Raw genomic sequence first — 20182 nt, 5'->3', positions numbered from 1 at the left:
TGGCAGGCGCAACCGCCTTTGCCCAGCGGCGGCACCTCATACCTAAGTCGAAGCAGACGCCCCGCCCGGACGTGTCTGCCTCAGGGGTTGCGGGCCAGCTCCATGTGCTGGAGAGCGAGCGCCGCCTGAGTGCGGGTACGTACGCCGAGCTTGCGGAAGATGGCCGTGACGTGGGCCTTCACGGTGGCCTCGGACACATTCAGCTCATAGGCGATCTGCTTGTTCAGCAGGCCGTCGCACACCATGCTCAGCACCCTGAACTGCTGTGGCGTCAGACTGGCCAGCTGGGCGCTGATGGCCTCCTGCTCCGAACTCAATGGCGACACAGCCTCATTGATCTGGTCTGGCCAGCAGGTGTCACCGTCCAGTACATCCTGCACAGAGCGCTGGATGTCTTCAAGGCTGGAGGATTTGGGAATGAAGCCGCTCGCGCCGAAGTCCCTGGCCCGACGAACCACCGCCGCGCCTTCCTGGGCGGAGATGACCACCACCGGTACCTGCGGATACTGGCTGCGCAGCAATACCAGCCCGGAAAAACCGTGGGCCCCCGGCATGTTGAGATCAAGCAGCACCAGATCCCAGTTGCTGCGCTGCTCAAGCAGCGTCTGGAGATCGGCAATGGAACCGGCCTCGGTGAGGCGGATATCGCCGGGTAATCCTGCATCGAGAGCCTGGAACAACGCACTACGGAAAAGGGGGTGATCATCGGCGATCAGTATTTCGTAGGTTGTCTCCATCTCGCTTCCTGCTGTCTGATGTATCGCAATGAGTCATGATGCCGCGGATACAAGCCTGACATCGGCAGGGCCATCAGTCAATTCGTTCCCCTTATCGTGCCTTTGCGGTCAACTGTCTTTATCCTGCCGCTGCGCGCATAATCGCGCTTTTCCAACTGGAACAATGAGTTAGATGAAACGCCGGACCCTGCGGGCAGATGCCCTGATGTTGATCACCGCCCTTATCTGGGGGACCACCTTCGTGGCCCAGAGCCTGGGCATGGAGCATATCGGCCCCTTTCTCTACACCGGGCTGCGCTTTACCCTGGGCTGCCTGGTGATTCTGCCGCTGGTGTTGCTGACCCGGCCCGGCCGCACCCCGGCGCAGCAGCGCCGCTTCAGCAGGCCAATGCTGCTCGGCAGCCTTGTGCTGGGAGTGGTGCTGACCATTGGTATCAATCTGCAACAGGTTGGTCTGCTGTTCACCACGGTGACCAATTCCGGCTTCATTACCGGGATGTACGTGATCCTGGTGCCGATTTTCGGGCTGTTCATCGGTATGCGCAGCGGCGCAGGCACCTGGGCCGGGGCGGTGCTGGCGGTAGCCGGAATGCTGCTGCTCAGCGTCACCGCAGACTATCGCATCGCCTCCGGCGATCTGCTGCAGCTGGCGAGTGCCGCCTGCTGGGCCATTCATGTGCTGCTGGTCGGAATGCTGGCATCGCGCTATGATCCTGTACGTGTCTCCTTCGTCCAGTTTGCCGTATGCGCCGTTATCAGCCTGTTGCTGGCAGTGGCGCTCGAGGAAATCAGCCTGCAGGCCATTGAACTGGCTGCGCCGGCCATTGCCTTCGGCGGCATTCTCGCAGTGGGGGTCGGCTTTACCCTGCAGGTGGTGGCGCAAAAGGACGCAGTGTCTTCCCACGCGGCCATCATTCTCAGCCTGGAAGCGGTATTTGCGGCAGTCGCCGGCTGGCTGTTTCTCAATGAAAGCCTGAGTTTACGGGGCTTCATCGGCTGCAGCCTGATGCTCGGCGGCATGCTCGTCGCCCAGCTGGTACCTATTTACCAGCGGCGCCGGGTGGTCGAAAATACCGCGCAGACCAGCGCCTGAGACACAAGGAAAAAAAGCCGTACCTGTCCAGAACCGAAACAGGCGCAGATGGTCTGAGTGTTAATCCTGTAACATGCCTACCGTTTGGTGGAGAATTTATGCGTTATCTCATCGTACTGCTTGCCTTGTTCATCGCATTGCCTGCCCAGGCGGTATCCCTGCGTGATACCCGCCTGGAAGACATGCTGCGAACAGTGGCGCAGCACAGCAGCCAGGACACCCCCCGCAAGCTCAATGAATACATCATGGATGAAGGTTTCAGCGCGCGGGGCACTGAGCTGATAAACCATCTGAGTGTGGAAACCGACTATGCCGCCCGGATGCAGAGCGAACCGCTGATGGTTCGCAGCCAGTTGCAGACCAGCGTCTGTTCCGACCAGCGCTTCCGCCGCCTGCTGGATATGGGCGCCACGCTCACCTACCACTTCGTGCTGGCCGACACCGACCAGCCGATACTCACCCAGAGCTTCGTTGCCGATCACTGCCAGGCGATGTAACCCCGCCTGGTAAAAGGAGCAGACATGGCCGAGGATCCCGGGGCCGCTGATTATCTGGCGCGTCACTGGCAGACCGGCAGTACCGGATTGCAGGACAAGGTGGACGAGCTGCTTACCCTCGCCCACGGCGGCAGCGAGAATCTCGAACTCTACCGCGACATGCTGCTGAGCATCGTGCGCATGGCGCAGGCTGACCGCAACCGCTGGGACGCCAAGATCATGCGCCATACCATCCGCGAGCTGGAGACGGCCTTCGCCCGTCTGGAACAGTTCAAGCGTCGGCGCAAGGTAACCGTCTTCGGCTCCGCCCGCACCCTGCTGGACAGCAACATGTTCGCCCTTGCCCGGGAGCTGGGCGAGCTGCTTGCCGAAGACGATTACATGGCGATTACCGGCGGCGGTGGCGGCATCATGGAAGCGGTGCATGTCGGGGCCGGGTTGGACAACAGTCTGAGCTTCAATATCACCCTGCCCTTCGAGCAGAAGCCCAACCGGATCGTTTCCGGCACCCAGCATGACCTCCCGTTTCGCTTCTTCTTCCTCAGAAAGCTGTTTCTGGTTCGGGAAGCCGATGCGCTGATCCTGTGTCCCGGCGGCTTCGGCACCCTGGACGAGACGCTGGAAGTGCTCACGCTGGTGCAGACCGGCAAGAGCCCGATGGTGCCGATCATCCTGCTGGACGAGCCCGGTGGCCAGTACTGGAAGGACCTGCTGGATTTCTTCCGGCGCAATCTGCTGCCGGATGGGTACATTCTGGAGAGCGACCTGAACCTGCTGCAGCTGGCCGATTCGCCCCATCAGGCGCTGAAACTGATCCGCCAGTTCTACCGCAACTTCCATTCGGCGCGCTGGCTGCAGGATCAGTATCTGATGCGGCTCAATCAACCACTGACGGCGCGGGCGCTGGAAAGGATCAAGGTGGAATTTGCCGATATCTGCACAGGTGGCGGGTTCACTCAGCAGACGCCGTCTGGCGCAGGAGATGAGGATGCCGAACTGCGGCACCTGACGTCCCTGAGCTTTGCCTTGAATGCACGGGCTCAGGGCCGGCTCCGGGCATTGATAGATGAGCTGAACGATCCGCAGAACATCGGCTGAGTCGCCTAGTCCCACTGCCCTCCGGAAAACCCCCGGTACTGCATGAACCGCTGCTGTCGGGCCCGCTCACGGACATCTGCGGCTGGGCCTTCGGGGAACCGCTTTGCGAATGCGGCCCGGGCCAGGGCTGACCAGTCCCGCTCGGTGCTCTGCAATTCCCGCTCGATCAGGCTTTCGGGCACGCCACGCTGGCGCAGCTCCTCGCGCAGGCGCAGCGGGCCGTAACCGCGCTGGCTGCGGGCATGCACGTACGCCTCGCAGAAGCGCTCATCGCTGAGCAGACCTTCTTCCTGCAGACGATCGAGCTCGATCTCCGCCATGTCACGGGTGGCCCCGCGAAGCTGCAACTTGCGCAACAGCTCGGCGTAACTGTGTTCGCGTCGGGCCAGCAGATCCATCGCCGACCGGCGGATCGCCGCCGGCGTGTCCAGTTGGCTGCGCCTGAACATCTGATCTACCGCTCAGTCAGCTGTCGGCGTCAGCACTCTCTTCAACCGCAGCCTTGTTGCCGGGCTTGGGCAGCAGCTCGTCGCGGATGGCCTGCTCGATTTCCTCGGCGATTTGCGGATTCTCTTCGAGGAAGCGTGCTGCGTTGGCCTTGCCCTGACCGATCTTGTTGCCCTTGTAGCTGTACCAGGCACCAGACTTCTCGATCTGGCCGATCTGCACGCCCAGGTCGATGATCTCGGCGTTGTGGTAGATGCCGGTGCCATACAGGATCTGGAACTCGGCCTGGCGGAACGGCGGCGCCACCTTGTTCTTCACGACCTTGACCCGGGTCTCGCTGCCGATCACCTCGTCACCTTCCTTGACTGCGCCGGTCCGGCGGATGTCCAGACGAACGGACGAGACCAGACAGTTGGCGTTCTTGATGTTACCGGTGATCTTGCGCAGGGCCTGGGACATCAGACGTGCCTGCACGCCCACGTGGTGGTCACCCATCTCGCCTTCGATCTCGGCCTTGGGCACCAGAGCGGCCACGGAGTCGACGATGATCACATCGACGGCATTGGATCGCACCAGCATGTCGGTGATTTCCAGCGCCTGCTCCCCTGTATCGGGCTGGGAAACCAGCAGGTCGTCGACGTTGACGCCCAGCTTGGCGGCGTACTCGGGATCGAGGGCATGCTCGGCGTCGACGAAGGCGCAGGTGGCACCCTTCTTCTGTGCCTGGGCGATGACCGACAGGGTGAGAGTTGTCTTACCGGACGACTCGGGGCCGTAGATCTCGACGATACGGCCCTTGGGCAGACCGCCGAGGCCGAGCGCGATATCCAGTCCGAGCGAGCCGGTGGAAATCGAGGGGATGGCCTGACGCTCATGATCGCCCATGCGCATCACGGCTCCCTTGCCAAATTGACGTTCAATCTGACTCAAGGCAGCCGAAAGCGCCTTCTTCTTGTTGTCGTCCATTGTGCATCCTCTTGGTAATCGGGCCCGCTGGTGTCCCGGTGTTCGATAAGGGTAACAGTGCCAAGCACTGTATATATGGTCAGTATTATTCCACAGTTGCCTGCAATCGCCTACCCCTTGCGGGCGCGATTATGCCGAACGGTTCACAGCCAGCTTCTCGGCCTCGGCGATCAGTCCGAGCAGGCTGTGCAGTACCGTCTGCGCTCGCACATCGCGTCGGTTGCCCTGAATCCGACGGCACTGGGTGACCACTCCCCGGTCGCGCACAGCCCAGGCAAACCACACTGTCCCGACAGGCTTTTCCGCAGTGCCCCCCTCGGGGCCGGCTATGCCGCTGACCGCGACCGCCAGGTCTGCGTCAGCAGCGGTCAACGCGCCTTCGGCCATGCTGCGCACCACCGGCTCGCTGACCGCGCCGAACTGCTGCAGGTCCTCGTCGCTCACCCCGACCCAGCGGCTCTTGCTGTGATTGGCATAGGTGACGAAGCCGGTATCGAACCAGCCGGAACTGCCACTGATGCGGGTGATGGCTTCCGCTATGCCGCCTCCCGTACAGGATTCTGCGGTGGTTACGCGCAGCCCGAGCTGGCGCAGGGCATTGCCCAGCCGCGCCGCTGCCGAGTCAATGAGCGGATCGTATTGAGACATGGTCATCTCCTTCTATGGAACCGGGCTGGCGTATTTCAACGAGGCACCGTTGTAGCCTAGACTATGCCGCTTCGACAGTATCCTGCCCACCCAGCAATACAATTCAGGGAGTTTCATGAGCCGCGTTGAGAAGTCCGTCACCCACACCCCGATGATGCAACAGTATTTCGGCATCAAGCAGCAGCACCCCAACGAGTTGCTGTTCTACCGGATGGGTGATTTCTACGAGCTTTTCTACGAGGACGCCAAGAAGGCCGCCCGCCTGCTCGATATCACCCTGACCAGCCGGGGCAACTCCGGCGGCCAGCCGATTCCCATGGCCGGCATCCCCTTCCACGCTGCCGAAGGTTATCTGGCCCGCCTGGTGAAACTGGGCGAGTCGGTGGTCATCTGCGAGCAGGTGGGCGACCCCGCCACCAGCAAGGGACCGGTCGAACGCCAGGTGGTACGCATCATAACGCCCGGCACCGTCAGCGATGAAGCCCTGCTCGACGAGCGCCGGGACAACCTGCTGGCAGCGCTGGTCGGCAGCGAACGGGCCTTCGGTCTGGCCACGCTGGACATCAACAGCGGGCGCTTCACTGCCACCGAGCTGCGCGGCTGGGAGACGCTGCTCGGCGAACTGGAGCGTCTCGCCCCCGCCGAGCTGCTGATTCCCGATGACTGGGAAAGCGACACCCCCATCGAGCGTCGACGCACGGTCCGCCGGCGTGCGCCCTGGGAGTTTGATCAGGACAGCGCGCACAAGGCGCTGACCCAGCAGTTCGGCACCAAGGACCTGGTCGGCTTCGGCTGCGCGGAGCTGACCCTCGGCCTGGGTGCCGCAGGTGCCCTGCTCTGTTACGCCAAGGAAACCCAGCGCACCGCCCTGCCCCATCTGCGCAGCATCGTGCAGGAACGTTTCGAGGACAGCGTGGTGATCGACAGCGCCAGCCGGCGCAACCTGGAGATCGACTGCAACCTGGCAGGCGGCCGCGACAACACCCTGCTGGATGTCCTCGATCACACCTCCACCGCGATGGGCAGCCGCCTGCTTGCGCGCTGGCTGAACCGCCCACTGCGCCGGATGGAGACCCTCAAGGCGCGGCAGGACAGTATTGCCGGGCTGATGGATGACTACCACTTCGAAACCATCCAGCCGGTACTCAAGGGCATCGGTGACATCGAGCGCATACTGGCCCGCGTCGCCCTGCGCTCGGCCCGCCCGCGCGACCTGGCGCGCCTGCGCGATGCACTGGCCACCCTGCCGGAGTTGCAGGCGACCGTCGAGCCCGTTGCCGTTGCGCATATCCGCCAGCTGGCAGAGAAGGCTGCCACCTTTCCGGAGCTGGCCGACCTGCTGCAGCGGGCAATCATCGATAACCCGCCGGCGGTGATCCGTGATGGTGGCGTAATAAAGGAAGGCTTCGACACCGAACTGGATGAACTGCAGAACATCAGTGAAAACGCCGGCCAGTATCTGATCGACCTGGAGAATCGTGAGCGCGAGCGCACCGGCCTGTCGACCCTGAAGGTGGGTTACAACCGGGTGCACGGCTACTTCATCGAGCTGTCCCGCGGACAGTCCGCACAGGCACCGGCCGATTACATCCGCCGCCAGACCCTGAAAGGTGCCGAGCGCTTCATCACGCCTGAGCTCAAGGAGTTCGAGGACAAGGCGCTGTCGGCCCGCAGTCGCGCCCTGGCCCGGGAAAAACAGCTGTACGACGAGCTGCTGGACCGGCTCAACGAGGACCTGGCGCCACTGCAGGACAGCGCCGCTGCCCTGGCCGAGCTGGACGTGCTGGCGTGCCTGGCCGAGCGGGCGGTGAGCCTGGATTACTGCGCCCCCGAGTTCGTTGAAGGCAGCGGCCAGCTGTGCATCGACCAGGGCCGTCACCCTGTGGTCGAGAAGGTGCTCGATACGCCCTTTGTCGCCAACGATCTGAATCTCACGCCTGACACCCGCATGCTGGTGATCACCGGCCCCAACATGGGCGGTAAGTCGACCTACATGCGCCAGACCGCCCTGATCGTGCTGCTCGCCCATATCGGCTCACACGTACCCGCGGCCCGCCTGGTGCTGTCGCCGGTCGACCGGATCTTCACCCGTATCGGCTCCAGCGACGACCTGGCCGGCGGCCGCTCGACCTTCATGGTGGAGATGAGCGAAACCGCGAACATTCTGCACAACGCCACGGACTCCAGTCTGGTGCTGATGAACGAGGTCGGCCGCGGCACCAGCACCTTCGACGGTTTGTCACTGGCCTGGGCAGCGGCTGAATACCTGGCCCGCATGCGTGCCTTCACCTTGTTCGCCACACACTATTTCGAGCTGACCGCCCTGGCCGACACCGACCCCGGGGTGGCCAACGTGCATCTGAACGCCACCGAGCACAACGAACGTATCGTTTTCCTGCATACCGTTCTGCCCGGGCCGGCAAGCCAGAGCTACGGGCTGCAGGTGGCGCAGCTGGCCGGCGTACCCCGCCCCGTGATCGAACGGGCGCGCCAGCATCTGGCAACCCTCGAGCAGCAGAGCCTTGACCAGAGCAAGCAGACTCCCCAGACCCAACCCATGCAGAGCGACCTGTTCGCCTCGGCGCCCCACCCGGCCGCCCTGGCGCTTCAGAGCATCAAGCCCGATGACCTGACGCCACGCCAGGCGCTCGAATTGCTGTATCAGTGGAAAGACCAATGGGGATGAAAAGATTGTGCTAATGAGATTCATTATCAAGGAGCGGCCGGGATAATGCGGTAAAAGCGGTCCAAAATGCCGCATCTGCTGCACCCGTCGTTTTTTTGCTGGTAGAATACGCGCCAACTTTGGGACTCGTCCTCACCCTGTGACACGCCTTTTCTGGAGAAACCTGCCATGACCTTTGTTGTGACCGACAACTGCATCAAATGCAAGTACACCGATTGCGTTGAAGTATGCCCGGTCGATTGTTTCTACGAAGGTCCGAATTTCCTGGTGATCCACCCGGACGAGTGCATCGACTGTGCCCTGTGCGAGCCCGAATGCCCGGCCAATGCGATTTTTGCCGAAGATGAAGTACCGGCTGATCAGCAGCACTTCACCGAGCTGAACGCCGAGCTGGCGGATATCTGGCCGAACATTACCGAGAAGAAGGATCCGTTGCCCGACGCCGAGGAGTGGGATGGCGTGCCGGACAAGCTGCAGCATCTGGAGCGCTGAGTTTCAGCCCTCGGACATAATGGAAAAAGGCCGGTCGGATGATCGGCCTTTTTTGTTTTCATTGAGCTGTGGTGCGGGATGGTGGGTTGGGTCTTCCCCCTCTCCCCCGACCCCTCTCCCGCGAGGGGAGAGGGGAGCTGCGTGTGCAAACCGGCAACATAGGTAACAGATCAGACCGGCAACATGGGTTACACAAGTTACGGTATGGGCAGGAGGACCAGCCCATGCCCTGGCAAGAGACTTGTGTAATGGAAGGCGCTCCGCAGGGAAGCGGCCGATACCTGCCGACATTGATGGGTTGATTCTGTTAAGGCGGCTGGAAAGCTGAATCGTCCGAGCAGACGATACGCGAGGATCGCGGGAAATATATGATCGGTGCGCCTTTGCACGCCCGTCAGACGGACACAAAAAAGGCGGGGTTGCCCCCGCCTGCATTTTGCGCTATCCCTACATGCCGTCCTTAAGCCAGTACTCCGTTACTGTCACCATCCTGATGATCCCTGGCTCAACTCCCTGTCGAGCAGCGCAGTCCGTTGCGCATGGACACATCATATCCAAAAAAAATCCCGACTCAACATATAAATCTGTCTCACCCATCGGGGTGACGACACATTTATCCTTTATATATCAACAAGTTACCGAGCCGCTGCGAACAATAATCCGCTACTGCTCACAGCACTTCCCAGACATATCTCACGCAGCGAATAGCCAATGTCTTACACGCAGAGGTTCTGGAAAAAGTTTCTCAGGTTCCTACGACTAAGGTCGGCTTCCTTCATTCAGGCACTGTTTTACAGTTCTCCCAACAGCCCGAATCGGCGAGAAAAAAAATAATATGCAGACCAATCAAGATGCCCTGGGCCGCCATGCCTTGCCGGCCGATGCTGACTCTACCCCGCGCAGCCCGTTGCGCGCCCTGTTCTTTCTCATTCTGGGAATCGTCTATCCGGCGTTCCTGGCATTGATATTTCTCCGTCCTGATCTGCCTGAAATCCTGTTTCAGGAATTCAGCGTTTTCGTTATCTGTGGCCTGGCGCTGAGCCTGCCGGTCCTCTGCCTCGTTCTGGCCAGCGCGCATTTCCGCGCCGCTGACCGCCAATACCGCGACTCAGCCATCCATTCCATAACGACCCAGAAATCCAGCGGAGGTAACACATCAATCGACCATGAGCCATAGCGTTGCGAGCGCAACAGCAAACTACCCAGGAGAATAAAAATGCAAAAAGATGTAGTGGAGCAAGTGCTCAAACACCCCAAATACGAGGCACTGGTGAAGGGACGAACCCGAGCCAGCATGATCTTCTTCGGCCTCACACTGGCCATCTACGCCGGTTTCATCCTCACCATGGCCTACCTGCCTGACGTCTTCGCCCGCCCCCTCGGGCCGAACTGGACGATGAGCGTCGGGCTGTTCGTCGGCCTCATGGTGGTCTGCAGCGCCGTCATCCTGATCGCGCTGTATGTGTATTTTTCCAACAAGTGGTTCGATCCACTGCTCGATGAAATCGTGAGGGATGTGGAATGAACAAGATCAACAAGTGGCTCACCGCCCTGCTCCCGTTGCTTGCCGCACCGGCGGCCTTTGCCGAAACCGGTGAAGGGGCCAACACCGAAGCCATCATCATGTTCCTGCTGTTCATCGCTGGCACCATGGCCATCACCTGGTGGGCCGCGCGCAAGACCCAGACCACATCCGACTTCTACACCGCCGGCGGCGGTATCACCGGTTTCCAGAATGGCCTGGCGATCGCCGGTGACTACATCTCCGCGGCATCCTTCCTGGGGATTGCCGGTATGGTGTACGTCTCCGGTTACTACGGGGTGATCTACGCGATCGGCTTCCTGTTTGGCTGGCCGGTGGTGATGTTTCTGGTCGCCGAGCGCCTGCGCAACCTGGGGAGGTACAACTTTGCCGACGTGACTGCATTCCGCCTGGAGCAGACGCCGGTGCGCATCCTCGCGGCCAGCGCGTCACTGCTGATCATCGCGCTCTACCTGATCGCACAGATGGTGGGCGCCGGCAAGCTGATCGTGCTGCTGTTCGGCATCGAGTACAAGTTTGCGGTCGTCATCATCGGTGCGCTGATGATGATCTACGTATTCTTCGGCGGCATGACGGCCACCACCTGGGTGCAGATCATCAAGGCGGTGCTGATGCTCACCGGCGGCACGCTGCTGTCCGGTCTGGTGCTCTATGCGTTCAACTTCAGCCCCGACGCCATGCTCGCCGAGGCAGTGACCGTGCACCCCTATGCGGAAGAGCTGATGTCGCCCGGTGATGCAGTCACCAGCAGCCCGCTCAACGCCCTGTCCCTCGGTATCGCCCTGGCCTTCGGCACCGCCGGTCTGCCGCACATCCTGATGCGCTTCTTCACCGTGTCGAGCGCCAAGGAAGCGCACAAGTCGGTGATCTGGGCGAGCAGCTTCATCGGCTACTTCTACGTCCTGACCTTCATCATCGGCTTCGGCGCCATCGCGCTGCTGGTACGTCATCCGGAGTTCTTCCATCAGGGCATCGACGGCAGCTTCAACATGCTGACCGACCTGATCGGTGGCACCAACATGGCGGCCGTGCACCTGTCGAATGCGGTGGGTGGCAGCCTGCTGCTCGGCTTCCTCGCTGCGGTGACCTTCGCCACCATCGTCGCGGTAGTGGCGGGTCTGGCCCTGGCCGGCGCGGCGTCCATCTCCCACGACCTGTACGCCAGTGTCATTGCCAAGGGTCGCGCCACCGAGAAACAGCAGATGCGCATCTCGAAGATCTCGATCCTGGTACTGGGGGTGCTGTCGATCCTGCTGGGCATCATCTTCGAGCATCAGAACGTGGCCTTCATGGTCGGTCTGGCCTTCGCCATCGCCGCCAGCGCCAACTTCCCGGTGCTTGTGCTGTCCATCTCCTGGCGCGGCTGCACCACCCGCGGCGCGGTAATAGGCGGCTTTATCGGCCTGCTGGTGGCGACCGTGTGGGTGGTGCTGAGCAAGACCGTGTGGGTGGACGTGCTCGGCAACGCCGAGCCGATCATCCCCTTCCCCAACCCGGGCATCGTCTCGATCCCGCTGGCGTTCATCGCGATCTGGTTCTTCTCGATCACCGACAAGACCGCCCGCGCCGAACGCGAGCGCAACGCCTTCGATGCACTCACCGTTCGCAGCCAGACCGGTATCGGACGCACCGGTGCGGTAGCGCACTGATCCGGTAGTCGGCAGACAGGATCCCCGGAGGTGGTACTACTCCGGGGATTTTTCGTTCTGTGGTAGCCGATCAAACTTCAACCGAGCTGGCTACGAGCTCATCGAAGCTGGATTCTAGGAATCCGGTCTTGATGGAAAGGCGCAATAATCCCGATGATCACCCGGTGCGGCAAAACCTTTGTCGCCCGGTTGAGAGGTGGGTCTCGTATTCAGGCCCTGTGCAGCGGGAAGGCGATGACCTCATCGATATGACTGGCACCCAGCGCCAGCATCACCAACCGGTCAACCCCAAGCGCCACCCCGGCACACTCGGGCAGTCCCTGTTGCAGGGCCTCGATCAGGCGCTGATCCGTGGGCAGCGCGGGGCGCATAAGCGCCTCCCGCAACTGCTGATCCGCCGCAAAGCGCCGGGCCTGCTCCGCCGCATCGGTCAGCTCGAAATAGCCGTTGGCCAGTTCCATCCCCTTGATGAACAGCTCGAAACGCGCGGCGCTGGGCACCCTGTCGTCGCCGTCGACCACTCTGGCCAGTGCTGCCTGGGAGGCGGGAAAGGCGTAGACCATGGTGGGTTCGAGCAGTCGCGGCTCGATGCAGTGGGAGAACAGCAGGTTGAGCCAGCCATCGCGATCCAGTTCGCCGCGAAAATCACACTGCGTCTGCCCGAGGCGGGCCAGCTCGGCATCCTCACAGCGGTGGATATCCACACCGAGATGCTCCTCGAACAGCGAGGCGTAGGTCACGCGCCGTGAACGGCCACAGCCCAGCACGGCGTCCACCAGATCATCCACCTCATCCATCAGCCGATGATGATCGAAGCCCACCCGGTACCACTCCAGCATGCTGAATTCGGGATTGTGCCGCCGTCCGGTCTCGCCGTTGCGGTAGACGCGGCAGAGCTGCCATATGCAGCCGCTGCCAGCGGTCAGCAGGCGCTTCATCGGGTATTCGGGGGAGGTGTGCAGATACAGGGTCCGGGCCTGCCCGCCGCCCTCAGGGACGAAGTCGGTAGCAAAGGGAAACAGATGGGGATCGCTGACCGCCGCGGCGGAGAGCGTGGGCGTGTCCACCTCGAGCACACCGCGGTCGGCAAAGAACCGCCGAATGACGTTGATGATCTGCGCGCGACGACGCAGGTTGTTCAGCGGCGCGCTGGGCTGCCAATCGCTCATGCTGGCTCCGGAATAGGCAACGGGCTACAAAAAACCGGGGCCTGGGCCCCGGTTTCGGATACTGCGTCAGCGTGCCCGATCAGGCGCGGCCAACGTAATCCGCGGTGCGGGTATCGACCTTGAGGATATCGCCGACGTTGATGAACAGCGGAACCTTGACCACGGCACCGGTCACCAGCTTGGCCGGCTTGTTGCCGCCGCCGGAGGTATCGCCGCGCACGCCGGGGTCGGTCTCGACCACTTCCAGCTCCACGAAGTTCGGCGGGGTAACGGCAATCGGCTCGCCGTTGTACAGGGTGATGGTGTAAACCACCTGCTCCTTCAGCCAGTTGATGGTGTCGCCCACCGCCTTCTGATCCGCACCCACCTGCTCGAAGGAGCCGTCGGTGGCCATGAAGTGCCAGAATTCGCCGTCGGCGTACAGGTATTCCATTTCCCGGTCCATCACGTCGGCGCCTTCCAGGGTGTCGCCCGACTTGAAGGTGCGCTCGTTGACGCGGCCGGTCTTCAGGTTGCGCACCTTGACCCGGTTGAATGCCTGACCCTTGCCCGGCTTGACGTACTCGTTCTCGAGGATCGCACATGGATCGCCATCGAGCATCACCTTAAGACCCGGCTTGAATTCGTTGGTAGAATAGTTGGCCATAAATTTCCCACTTGCAGTTTGAACGGATACATCCGAAAACGCGCCGACCAATGGTCACAGCCCGACGTCATCAGATGACGCCCGACGGATGCCCTTGCCACCCATGCGCGGAATTGCCCAATGATACATGGAACTTCAGTGCCTGTTGAGCCCATCAGCTGGCAGCGCCTTCTTGCGACCAGCGTCACCGACCCACAACAGTTGCTCAGCCGTCTGAACCTCGACCCTTCGCTGCTCGCCGGGGCCCGCGCAGCCAGCGCGGACTTCCCGCTGCGCGTGCCCGAACCCTACCTCAGCCGGATCCGTCCGGGCGACCCAGCCGACCCTTTGCTGCGCCAGGTTCTGCCACTTGGCGAGGAGCTGACGGAACACCCCGACTTCGTCATGGACCCGCTGGGAGAGCAGGATACCAACGCCCGTCCGGGGATCATCCACAAGTACCACGGGCGACTGTTGCTGGTGGTCAGCAGCGGTTGCGCCGTCAATTGCCGTTACTGCTTTCGCCGGCACTTTCCCTACGAGGACAACAATCTCAGCACTGCCGAATGGCAACAGGCCCTCGACTATATCCGTCAGGACCCGACCATCAGCGAGGTGATCTACAGCGGCGGCGACCCGCTTGCGGCCAGCGACAAGCGCATCGCCTGGCTGACCCGGGAAATCGCCGCCATCAGCCACGTGCGCAGACTGCGGGTGCACACCCGGCTGCCGGTGGTCATTCCACAGCGGGTCACCACCGAGCTGATCGAAGCGCTCTGCGGCACCCGGCTGCCGGTCACCATGGTGTTGCACTGCAACCATGCCAACGAAATTGACCGCCCCCTCGGCGAGGCCGTGCGGCTGTTGCGGCAGGCTGGCATGCAGTTGCTCAACCAGTCGGTACTGCTGCGCGGCGTGAATGACGATATCGACTCGCTGGTCAATCTGAGCGAAACGCTAGGCGATAATGGCATTCTGCCCTATTATCTTCATGTTCTCGATCACGTTAAGGGTGCACAGCATTTTCATGTAGACGACAGAAGGGCCATTGAACTGGCCCGAGAGATGCTCGCCAGACTGCCCGGTTTCCTGGTGCCACGTCTGGTACGAGAAACGGCGGGAGAAACCAGCAAGACTCCGCTGTTGTCCTAATTGGAGCGGCAGGTCGCTTAGCCAGTATGCGACCCGGCTGCTACAGTCTGTTTAGAAACTCATCTCTGGCGTAACGCATGTATTGGACTCCAATTTGACTTCTTCTCGATTTAGCCTGAAGCGGCTACAACGGAAAAATACAGTTATGGACAACACTACGTACGCTTTGAACCTGCGAGTGCCGCAGCAGACCCTCGATAGCCTGAGTTTTGCCGACAGCAGCGAGAAGGGCATCAGCCAGTGGATAGCCGAACTGCCCAAGGCCAACATCGGCGAAACCGCCCGCCAGCTTTACCATGGGCTGATCCAGCTGAACCAGCTGCGGATCGCACCCGATCGCCGGCTGGCCATGCTCGAACTGATCCGTCCGCAGGTACATTACGTCTGCGCCGCCCTGTCCCGCTATTACCTGGGCCAGTCCATCGTTCTGGAAGACCGGCCACGCAAGGTAGCCAACCTCTCCCAGTCCCTGCAGAACCATCTGGCCACCGGCTACAAGGTGGTCGTCACGCAGGAAGGCGACATGAAGAACCGCGACCGTGTCGACGACCTGAGCCTGGCCATCCAGCGCGCGATCCGGGCCCTCGGCGGTCCGCTGCTGCGCGCCTACCAGCTGTACTGCCCGGTCGCGGACGGCATATGGCTCGAAATTCACCAGCTGTACCAGCTGGCTCGCCGGCGCAAGGTACATCAGGTCGCGGTGGCGGATGTCGAAAGCCAGTCAGGCAGAAGCCTCAGCATCGAACAGACCTACATGGCCATCCTGCTGCTCGGCACCGCACGGCCGAACCAGATGCGCCAGAGCAGCATGGCACGCCTGGCCGCCACCCTGGAAGAATGGAGCACCCTTGCCAGCCTGACCGAAGCGGACGCCCCGGGGGCGATGTTCGTCATCAATCCGCAGATGGACTGCCCGCCCCGCTATCGCTCCCTGGTGCAGGAGGAAGACCTGACCGGCAGCCTCGGCCTGGACACCCGCCCGCTGGTCGACGCCATCAAGGCATTCCTGCTCGACAGCGACTCGCCCGACAACCGCCTGAAGGTGCCCGAGGGCATCGGGCTGGAGCTGCTGCAACACGTCAGCGAATCCTGGGGCGATCTGGCCGAGCGCACCTTCAACCGCACCCCCGGGCGGGGCGAGCTGCGTGTCACCATTGGCATGAGCGCTACCCACTTTCACATCGCCGGCACCACTTTCTCGCAATTCATCGACGCCGATGACACCAACCCCTTCTCCTCCCCAGCCCAGCGCGCCCGTCAGGAGGGGTGGAGCGCCGCCTTTGACGGCGAGAATTCGGTCGAGTGGTCCGGCGATGTGGAGAAGATCAACTACACCACCGGCAGGGAAACGGACGAAGAGGAGAACGCCGAGAACTATCCGGTGCACAGCCTGCGCATCGTCAATCACAGCCCCGGCGGCTTCTGTCTGACCTGGCCGCGCGAGGTACCCAGGCAACTGCAGGCGGGCGAGCTGCTCGGCGTGCAGGAAGCGGCGGACCAGAGCTGGAGTCTGGCGGTGGTGCGCTGGATCAGACAGGTGCGCGGCGGCGGCACCCAGATGGGGATCGAGCTGATCGCCCCCCACTGCACGCCCTGCGCCATCAAGCTGCTGCGCAAGACCGAACATCCCAGCCGCTATCTCCGTGCGCTGTGGGTACCCGAAGTGACCGCCATCGACCGCCCGGCGACCGTCATCACGCCGCGCCTGCCCTTCGAGGTCAACAACAAGGTGCAGCTGATGCTCAACGGCCGGGAGCTGCGGGCGCATCTGGTGGACCGGGTGGCCTGCACCGGCAGCTACAGCCAGTTCGAGCATCAGTTGATCGGCGGAGATATCGCCGCCAAAAGCGAGACCGGAAGCACAAGTTTGGCACTGGCACCCGAGGATGACTTTGACTCACTCTGGAAGTCTCTGTAGATTCGTTCGCCAGGGATCCGCAAGGATGATGTAGCAGTTGAGAATGGGACGCCATGGCCATTGAAACACAAGCCATAAGAGTATTGATCCTTGACGATTCGCAGAACAATGCCGAACGTCTGGTCAGTGTTTTACGCAATGCCGGACACGCCACCCGTGCCCATCGTATCTCGTCGGTCGAAGACCTGCACGAGTCGCTGCAACAGAGCTGGGACCTGTGCCTGGCGTGCCCTGAAACCAGTTTCATGAGCGCGCAGGACGCCTGCCTGCTCATAAGCCAGTCCTACGACGTCCCCTTCATTCTGCTCAGCGATCAGGATGACAGCGAAACCCGCACCAACGCGCTGCGCGCCGGCATGCAGGATGTGGTGCTTGCCAGCAATGATGCGCTGCTGGTGCTGGTGGTGAAGCGGGAACTGGCCAACCTCAGCGCCCGTCGTCAGCGCCGCATTGTCGAACGGTCCCTGAAGGAAACCGAAAAGCGCTGTCAGCTGCTGCTCGACAGCTCGGTGGATGCCATTGCCTATGTGCTGGATGGCATGCACATCTACGCCAACCGCTCCTATACCCAGATGTTCGGCTATGACGACCCCGACGATCTGGCCGCCGAGCCGATGCTGGAACTGATCGCCAGCAAGGACCAGGAGCATTTCCGGGAATTCCTGCGCAGCTACCCGGCCCAGGGCGACGTGGGCGAGACCCGCTGCACCGCAGTCAACAGCAGCGGCACCGAATTCCCGGTGATGCTCAGTTTCTCGCCGGCCCACTACGATGGCGAGCCCTGTACCCAGGTGGTGATACGCGCCGAAACGGCCAGCGCCGAGTTCGAGGAGAAGCTGCGGGCAATGGCCAGCCACGACCTGGTCACCGGCCTGTTCAACCGCTCCTGGTTCCAGGAGCAGCTCGACCGCATCAGCCAGCAGGCGGTGACCAGCAGCCAGCCCAGCACGCTCATCTATATCAACATCGACAATTTCGGCGCCCTGCAGGCGGACATCGGTATCGGTGGTTCGGACCTGGTACTGGCCGATCTGGCCCAGATCCTGCGGCGCTTCTTCCCCGAGGACGCCCTGTTGGCGCGCTTCAGTGACGATGCCTGTACCGCACTGATCGAAGGCAAGGAGCCGGAGGTGGTGGCAGCCCAGCTGCCCGCTCTGCTCAAGCAGATCGAAGGCAACCTGTTCGAGGCCAACAGCCGTACCGTGCAGATCACAGCAAGCATCGGCATGGCCTCGATCAGCGAAACCAACCCCGACCCGACCCAGGCCATCGAACGTGCACACCGGCTGGCGGAGCAGGTGTCCCAGGCCGGCGGCAACGCGCTGAAGATCTTCAACCCGCTGGAGGAGCTGGAACAGCTGGCGAACCGCGGCAATATCATCGCGCAGATCCGCCACGCCCTGGAAACCAACGCCTTCAGGCTCGAGTTTCAGCCGGTCATCAGCCTGCGTGGTGACCCGGCCGAGCATTACGAGGTGTTCCTCCGCCTGCTGAATAGCCAGGGAGAAGAGATCCCCCTGGCGGAATTCCACTCGGCAGCACTGGAGTCCGGGCTGGCGATGGATGTAGACCGCTGGATGATTGGTCGGTCGGTGGCCATGCTGGCCCGGCACCGGGCAAAGGGAGCCGACACCCGACTGATCATTACCCTGAGCAGTGCCAGCCTGCAGGACCCGGAAATCGTCAGGTGGATATCCGTCCTGCTGAAGGAATCGCGCCTGCCCGCCGACGCTCTGGTTTTCCAGTTCAACGATGCCGACGCCAACAACTACCTCAAACACGCGAAGGTTCTGGCCGAGTCGCTGCACTCGATCCATTCCAGAATCTCGCTCAGCCACTTCGGCGGCGCACTGAACCCCTACGCGGTACTCAAGCACCTGCCGGTGGATTACGTGAAGATCGACGAATCGTTCAGCGACAATCTGAGCGAGCCGGCAAATGTGGAACAGCTGAAGGAGATGGTGGCCACCCTGCACAACCAGGGCAAACTGGCCATCGTTTCCAATGTGGACAGCGCCATCATGATGCCGACCCTGTGGCAGGCCGGCGTCAACTATATCCAGGGCAACTACCTGCAGGCGCCCAGCACCACCATGGACTTCAACTTCTCCAGTGAGTGATGCCGGGCCGCGCCGGGCTCAGAAACCTTCCCGGTCGCGGAAGCCCAGCAGGTAGAGAATGCCGTCCAGCCCCAGCGTGGAAATGGCCTGCTTGGCCGATTGCTTGACCAGCGGCTTGGCACGGAAGGCCACGCCCAGTCCGGCGATCGACAGCATGGGCAAGTCGTTGGCGCCATCCCCCACTGCGATGGTCTGCTCCAGGCTGATGCCTTCGCGCTGGGCCAGCTCGCGCAGCAGCTGGGCCTTGCGCTCGCCATCCACAATCGGTTCCTCCACCTCCCCGGTGACCACCCCATTCCGGGTCGGCAGGCTGTTGGCATAGACGTAGTCGATGCCCAGACGTTTCTGCAGGCCTTCGGCAAAGTAACTGAAACCGCCGGAGAGGATGGCTGTCTTGTACCCCAGTCGGCGCAGCTGGCCGATCAGCGTCTCGGCGCCTTCGGTCAGTCGCAGCGAGGCACCGATCTCCTCCAGTACCGATTCCGGCAGGCCCTTGAGCAGCGCCATGCGCTCACGGAAGCTGGCCTTGAAATCAAGCTCGCCGCGCATCGCCCGCTCGGTGATCTCCGCCACCTGGTCGCCCACGCCCGCCGCCTTGGCCAGTTCGTCGATGACTTCAGCGTCGATCAGCGTGGAGTCCATATCGAACACCACCAGGCGGCGGTTGCGACGGAAGACACTGTCCTGCTGGAAGGCGATGTCCACATTCAGCTCCTGGGAAATCGCCAGGAACTCGGTACGCAGCGCCGCTGCATCTTCCGGCTCGCCACGCACGGAAAACTCGATACAGCCCTTGCCCTGATCAGCCGGCATGCCGTCGGGAATGCGCTCCGAGAGCCGGTCGATCTGATCGATGTTCAAGCCGTAGCGGGCAGTGATCTCGCTGACCCGGGCGATGTGCTCGGCGGTGATCCGCCTGGCCAGCAGCGTCACGATATGCCGCGCCTTGCCCTGCCCGGTCACCCAGCGCCCGTAGTCATCGGCACTGACGGGAGTGAAGCGAACCTGCTGATCCAGCTCGTAGCCGCGGAACAAAACGTCCTTCAACACGTCTGAATGGCTGGCATCGCCGGACATTTCCACGAGGATGCCGAAGGATAGCGTGTCATGGATCACCGCCTGACCGATGTCCAGAATCCCGACCCCGGCCCGCGCCAGGATACCGGTGATGGCCGCGGTCAGACCGGGCCTGTCAGGGCCGGTGATATTGATCAGGACGATTTCCTTCAAGGCGTCGCTCCAGTCAGAAAAAAGGAAACCGGTATTCTACCCACAATGCCCGACGCATCACAGCGGCAGCCTTTTTCCGCTATGGGCGAATGGCTATACTGGTGGCAGTTTG

18 protein-coding genes are annotated in these 20182 nt (G+C 62.0%); 11 read left to right on the top strand and 7 right to left on the bottom strand.

The window, feature by feature from the left end:
* Positions 1–80: 80 nt before the first annotated feature.
* Entirely contained in the window at positions 81–737 is a 657-nt protein-coding gene (locus IEW63_RS02400) for a response regulator (RefSeq protein ID WP_188634989.1), read from the bottom strand.
* Positions 738–909: 172 nt separating this feature from the next.
* Between IEW63_RS02400 and IEW63_RS02395 the strand changes: the two genes are divergently transcribed.
* From IEW63_RS02395 to IEW63_RS02385, 3 genes are all read left to right on the top strand, one after another.
* Positions 910–1830, top strand: a complete 921-nt coding sequence (locus IEW63_RS02395) for a DMT family transporter (RefSeq protein ID WP_188634988.1) — start codon at positions 910–912, stop codon at positions 1828–1830.
* 98 nt (positions 1831–1928) lie between these two features.
* Positions 1929–2327: a PA3611 family quorum-sensing-regulated virulence factor gene (locus IEW63_RS02390; RefSeq protein WP_188634987.1), complete on the top strand. Its 399-nt coding sequence runs from the start codon at positions 1929–1931 to the stop codon at positions 2325–2327.
* Between the two features lie 24 nt (positions 2328–2351).
* Entirely contained in the window at positions 2352–3425 is a 1074-nt protein-coding gene (locus IEW63_RS02385; protein WP_188634986.1) for an LOG family protein, read from the top strand.
* 5 nt (positions 3426–3430) lie between these two features.
* On the opposite strand, the gene IEW63_RS02380 is transcribed toward IEW63_RS02385, so the two are convergent.
* The 3 genes from IEW63_RS02380 to IEW63_RS02370 all read right to left on the bottom strand — a co-directional run bounded on the left by IEW63_RS02380 (position 3431) and on the right by IEW63_RS02370 (position 5486).
* On the bottom strand, positions 3431–3874 hold the full coding sequence (locus IEW63_RS02380) for a regulatory protein RecX (RefSeq protein ID WP_188634985.1): 444 nt from the start codon (positions 3872–3874) through the stop codon (positions 3431–3433).
* Between the two features lie 16 nt (positions 3875–3890).
* Positions 3891–4838, bottom strand: coding sequence for a recombinase RecA (gene recA / locus IEW63_RS02375; protein ID WP_188634984.1), 948 nt, complete (start codon positions 4836–4838; stop codon positions 3891–3893).
* Between the two features lie 129 nt (positions 4839–4967).
* Positions 4968–5486 (bottom strand): CinA family protein, encoded by a 519-nt coding sequence (locus IEW63_RS02370; RefSeq protein ID WP_188634983.1) that lies wholly within the window; start codon positions 5484–5486, stop codon positions 4968–4970.
* Between the two features lie 115 nt (positions 5487–5601).
* Here IEW63_RS02370 and mutS point away from each other — a divergent pair, with 115 nt between their 5' ends.
* From mutS to actP, 5 genes are all read left to right on the top strand, one after another.
* Positions 5602–8172, top strand: coding sequence for a DNA mismatch repair protein MutS (mutS, locus tag IEW63_RS02365; RefSeq protein WP_229710292.1), 2571 nt, complete (start codon positions 5602–5604; stop codon positions 8170–8172).
* 168 nt (positions 8173–8340) lie between these two features.
* Positions 8341–8664 carry a ferredoxin FdxA gene (gene fdxA, locus IEW63_RS02360; RefSeq protein WP_188634982.1) on the top strand — a complete coding sequence of 108 codons (324 nt, stop codon included), beginning with the start codon at positions 8341–8343 and terminating at the stop codon, positions 8662–8664.
* An 835-nt stretch (positions 8665–9499) separates the two neighbouring features.
* Positions 9500–9841 carry a hypothetical protein gene (locus IEW63_RS02355; RefSeq protein WP_188634981.1) on the top strand — a complete coding sequence of 114 codons (342 nt, stop codon included), beginning with the start codon at positions 9500–9502 and terminating at the stop codon, positions 9839–9841.
* Between the two features lie 39 nt (positions 9842–9880).
* The gene (locus tag IEW63_RS02350; protein ID WP_188634980.1) at positions 9881–10189 is read left to right on the top strand and encodes a DUF485 domain-containing protein; all 309 of its coding nucleotides are present in this window, start codon (positions 9881–9883) and stop codon (positions 10187–10189) included.
* Positions 10186–11856, top strand: a complete 1671-nt coding sequence (gene actP / locus IEW63_RS02345) for a cation/acetate symporter ActP (RefSeq protein WP_188634979.1) — start codon at positions 10186–10188, stop codon at positions 11854–11856. Before IEW63_RS02350 ends, actP begins: the two co-directional genes overlap by 4 nt.
* 209 nt (positions 11857–12065) lie before the next feature.
* Here actP and epmA read toward each other — a convergent pair whose 3' ends face one another.
* Complete coding sequence (gene epmA / locus IEW63_RS02340; RefSeq protein ID WP_188634978.1) at positions 12066–13025, bottom strand: elongation factor P--(R)-beta-lysine ligase; 960 nt, start codon at positions 13023–13025, stop codon at positions 12066–12068.
* A 79-nt stretch (positions 13026–13104) separates the two neighbouring features.
* On the bottom strand, positions 13105–13671 hold the full coding sequence (efp, locus tag IEW63_RS02335; RefSeq protein WP_188634977.1) for an elongation factor P: 567 nt from the start codon (positions 13669–13671) through the stop codon (positions 13105–13107).
* Positions 13672–13809: 138 nt separating this feature from the next.
* Here efp and epmB point away from each other — a divergent pair, with 138 nt between their 5' ends.
* From epmB to IEW63_RS02320, 3 genes are all read left to right on the top strand, one after another.
* Positions 13810–14802, top strand: a complete 993-nt coding sequence (gene epmB, locus IEW63_RS02330; protein ID WP_229710291.1) for an EF-P beta-lysylation protein EpmB — start codon at positions 13810–13812, stop codon at positions 14800–14802.
* A gap of 145 nt (positions 14803–14947) precedes the next feature.
* A complete protein-coding gene (locus tag IEW63_RS02325) occupies positions 14948–16720 on the top strand; it encodes a cyclic-di-GMP receptor FimW-related protein (RefSeq protein ID WP_188634975.1) in 1773 nt (590 codons plus the stop codon).
* Between the two features lie 53 nt (positions 16721–16773).
* Positions 16774–18840 (top strand): EAL domain-containing protein, encoded by a 2067-nt coding sequence (locus IEW63_RS02320; RefSeq protein ID WP_188634974.1) that lies wholly within the window; start codon positions 16774–16776, stop codon positions 18838–18840.
* 18 nt (positions 18841–18858) lie between these two features.
* Here IEW63_RS02320 and serB read toward each other — a convergent pair whose 3' ends face one another.
* Complete coding sequence (serB, locus tag IEW63_RS02315) at positions 18859–20070, bottom strand: phosphoserine phosphatase SerB (RefSeq protein WP_188634973.1); 1212 nt, start codon at positions 20068–20070, stop codon at positions 18859–18861.
* Positions 20071–20182 lie beyond the last annotated feature (112 nt).

It is taken from the genome of Halopseudomonas pertucinogena, assembly GCF_014646575.1.
GTDB classification, from domain to species: Bacteria; Pseudomonadota; Gammaproteobacteria; order Pseudomonadales; family Pseudomonadaceae; genus Halopseudomonas; species Halopseudomonas pertucinogena.
The sequence above is the reverse complement of the archived record's forward strand: the minus strand, read 5'-3'. Positions and strand labels throughout refer to the sequence as shown.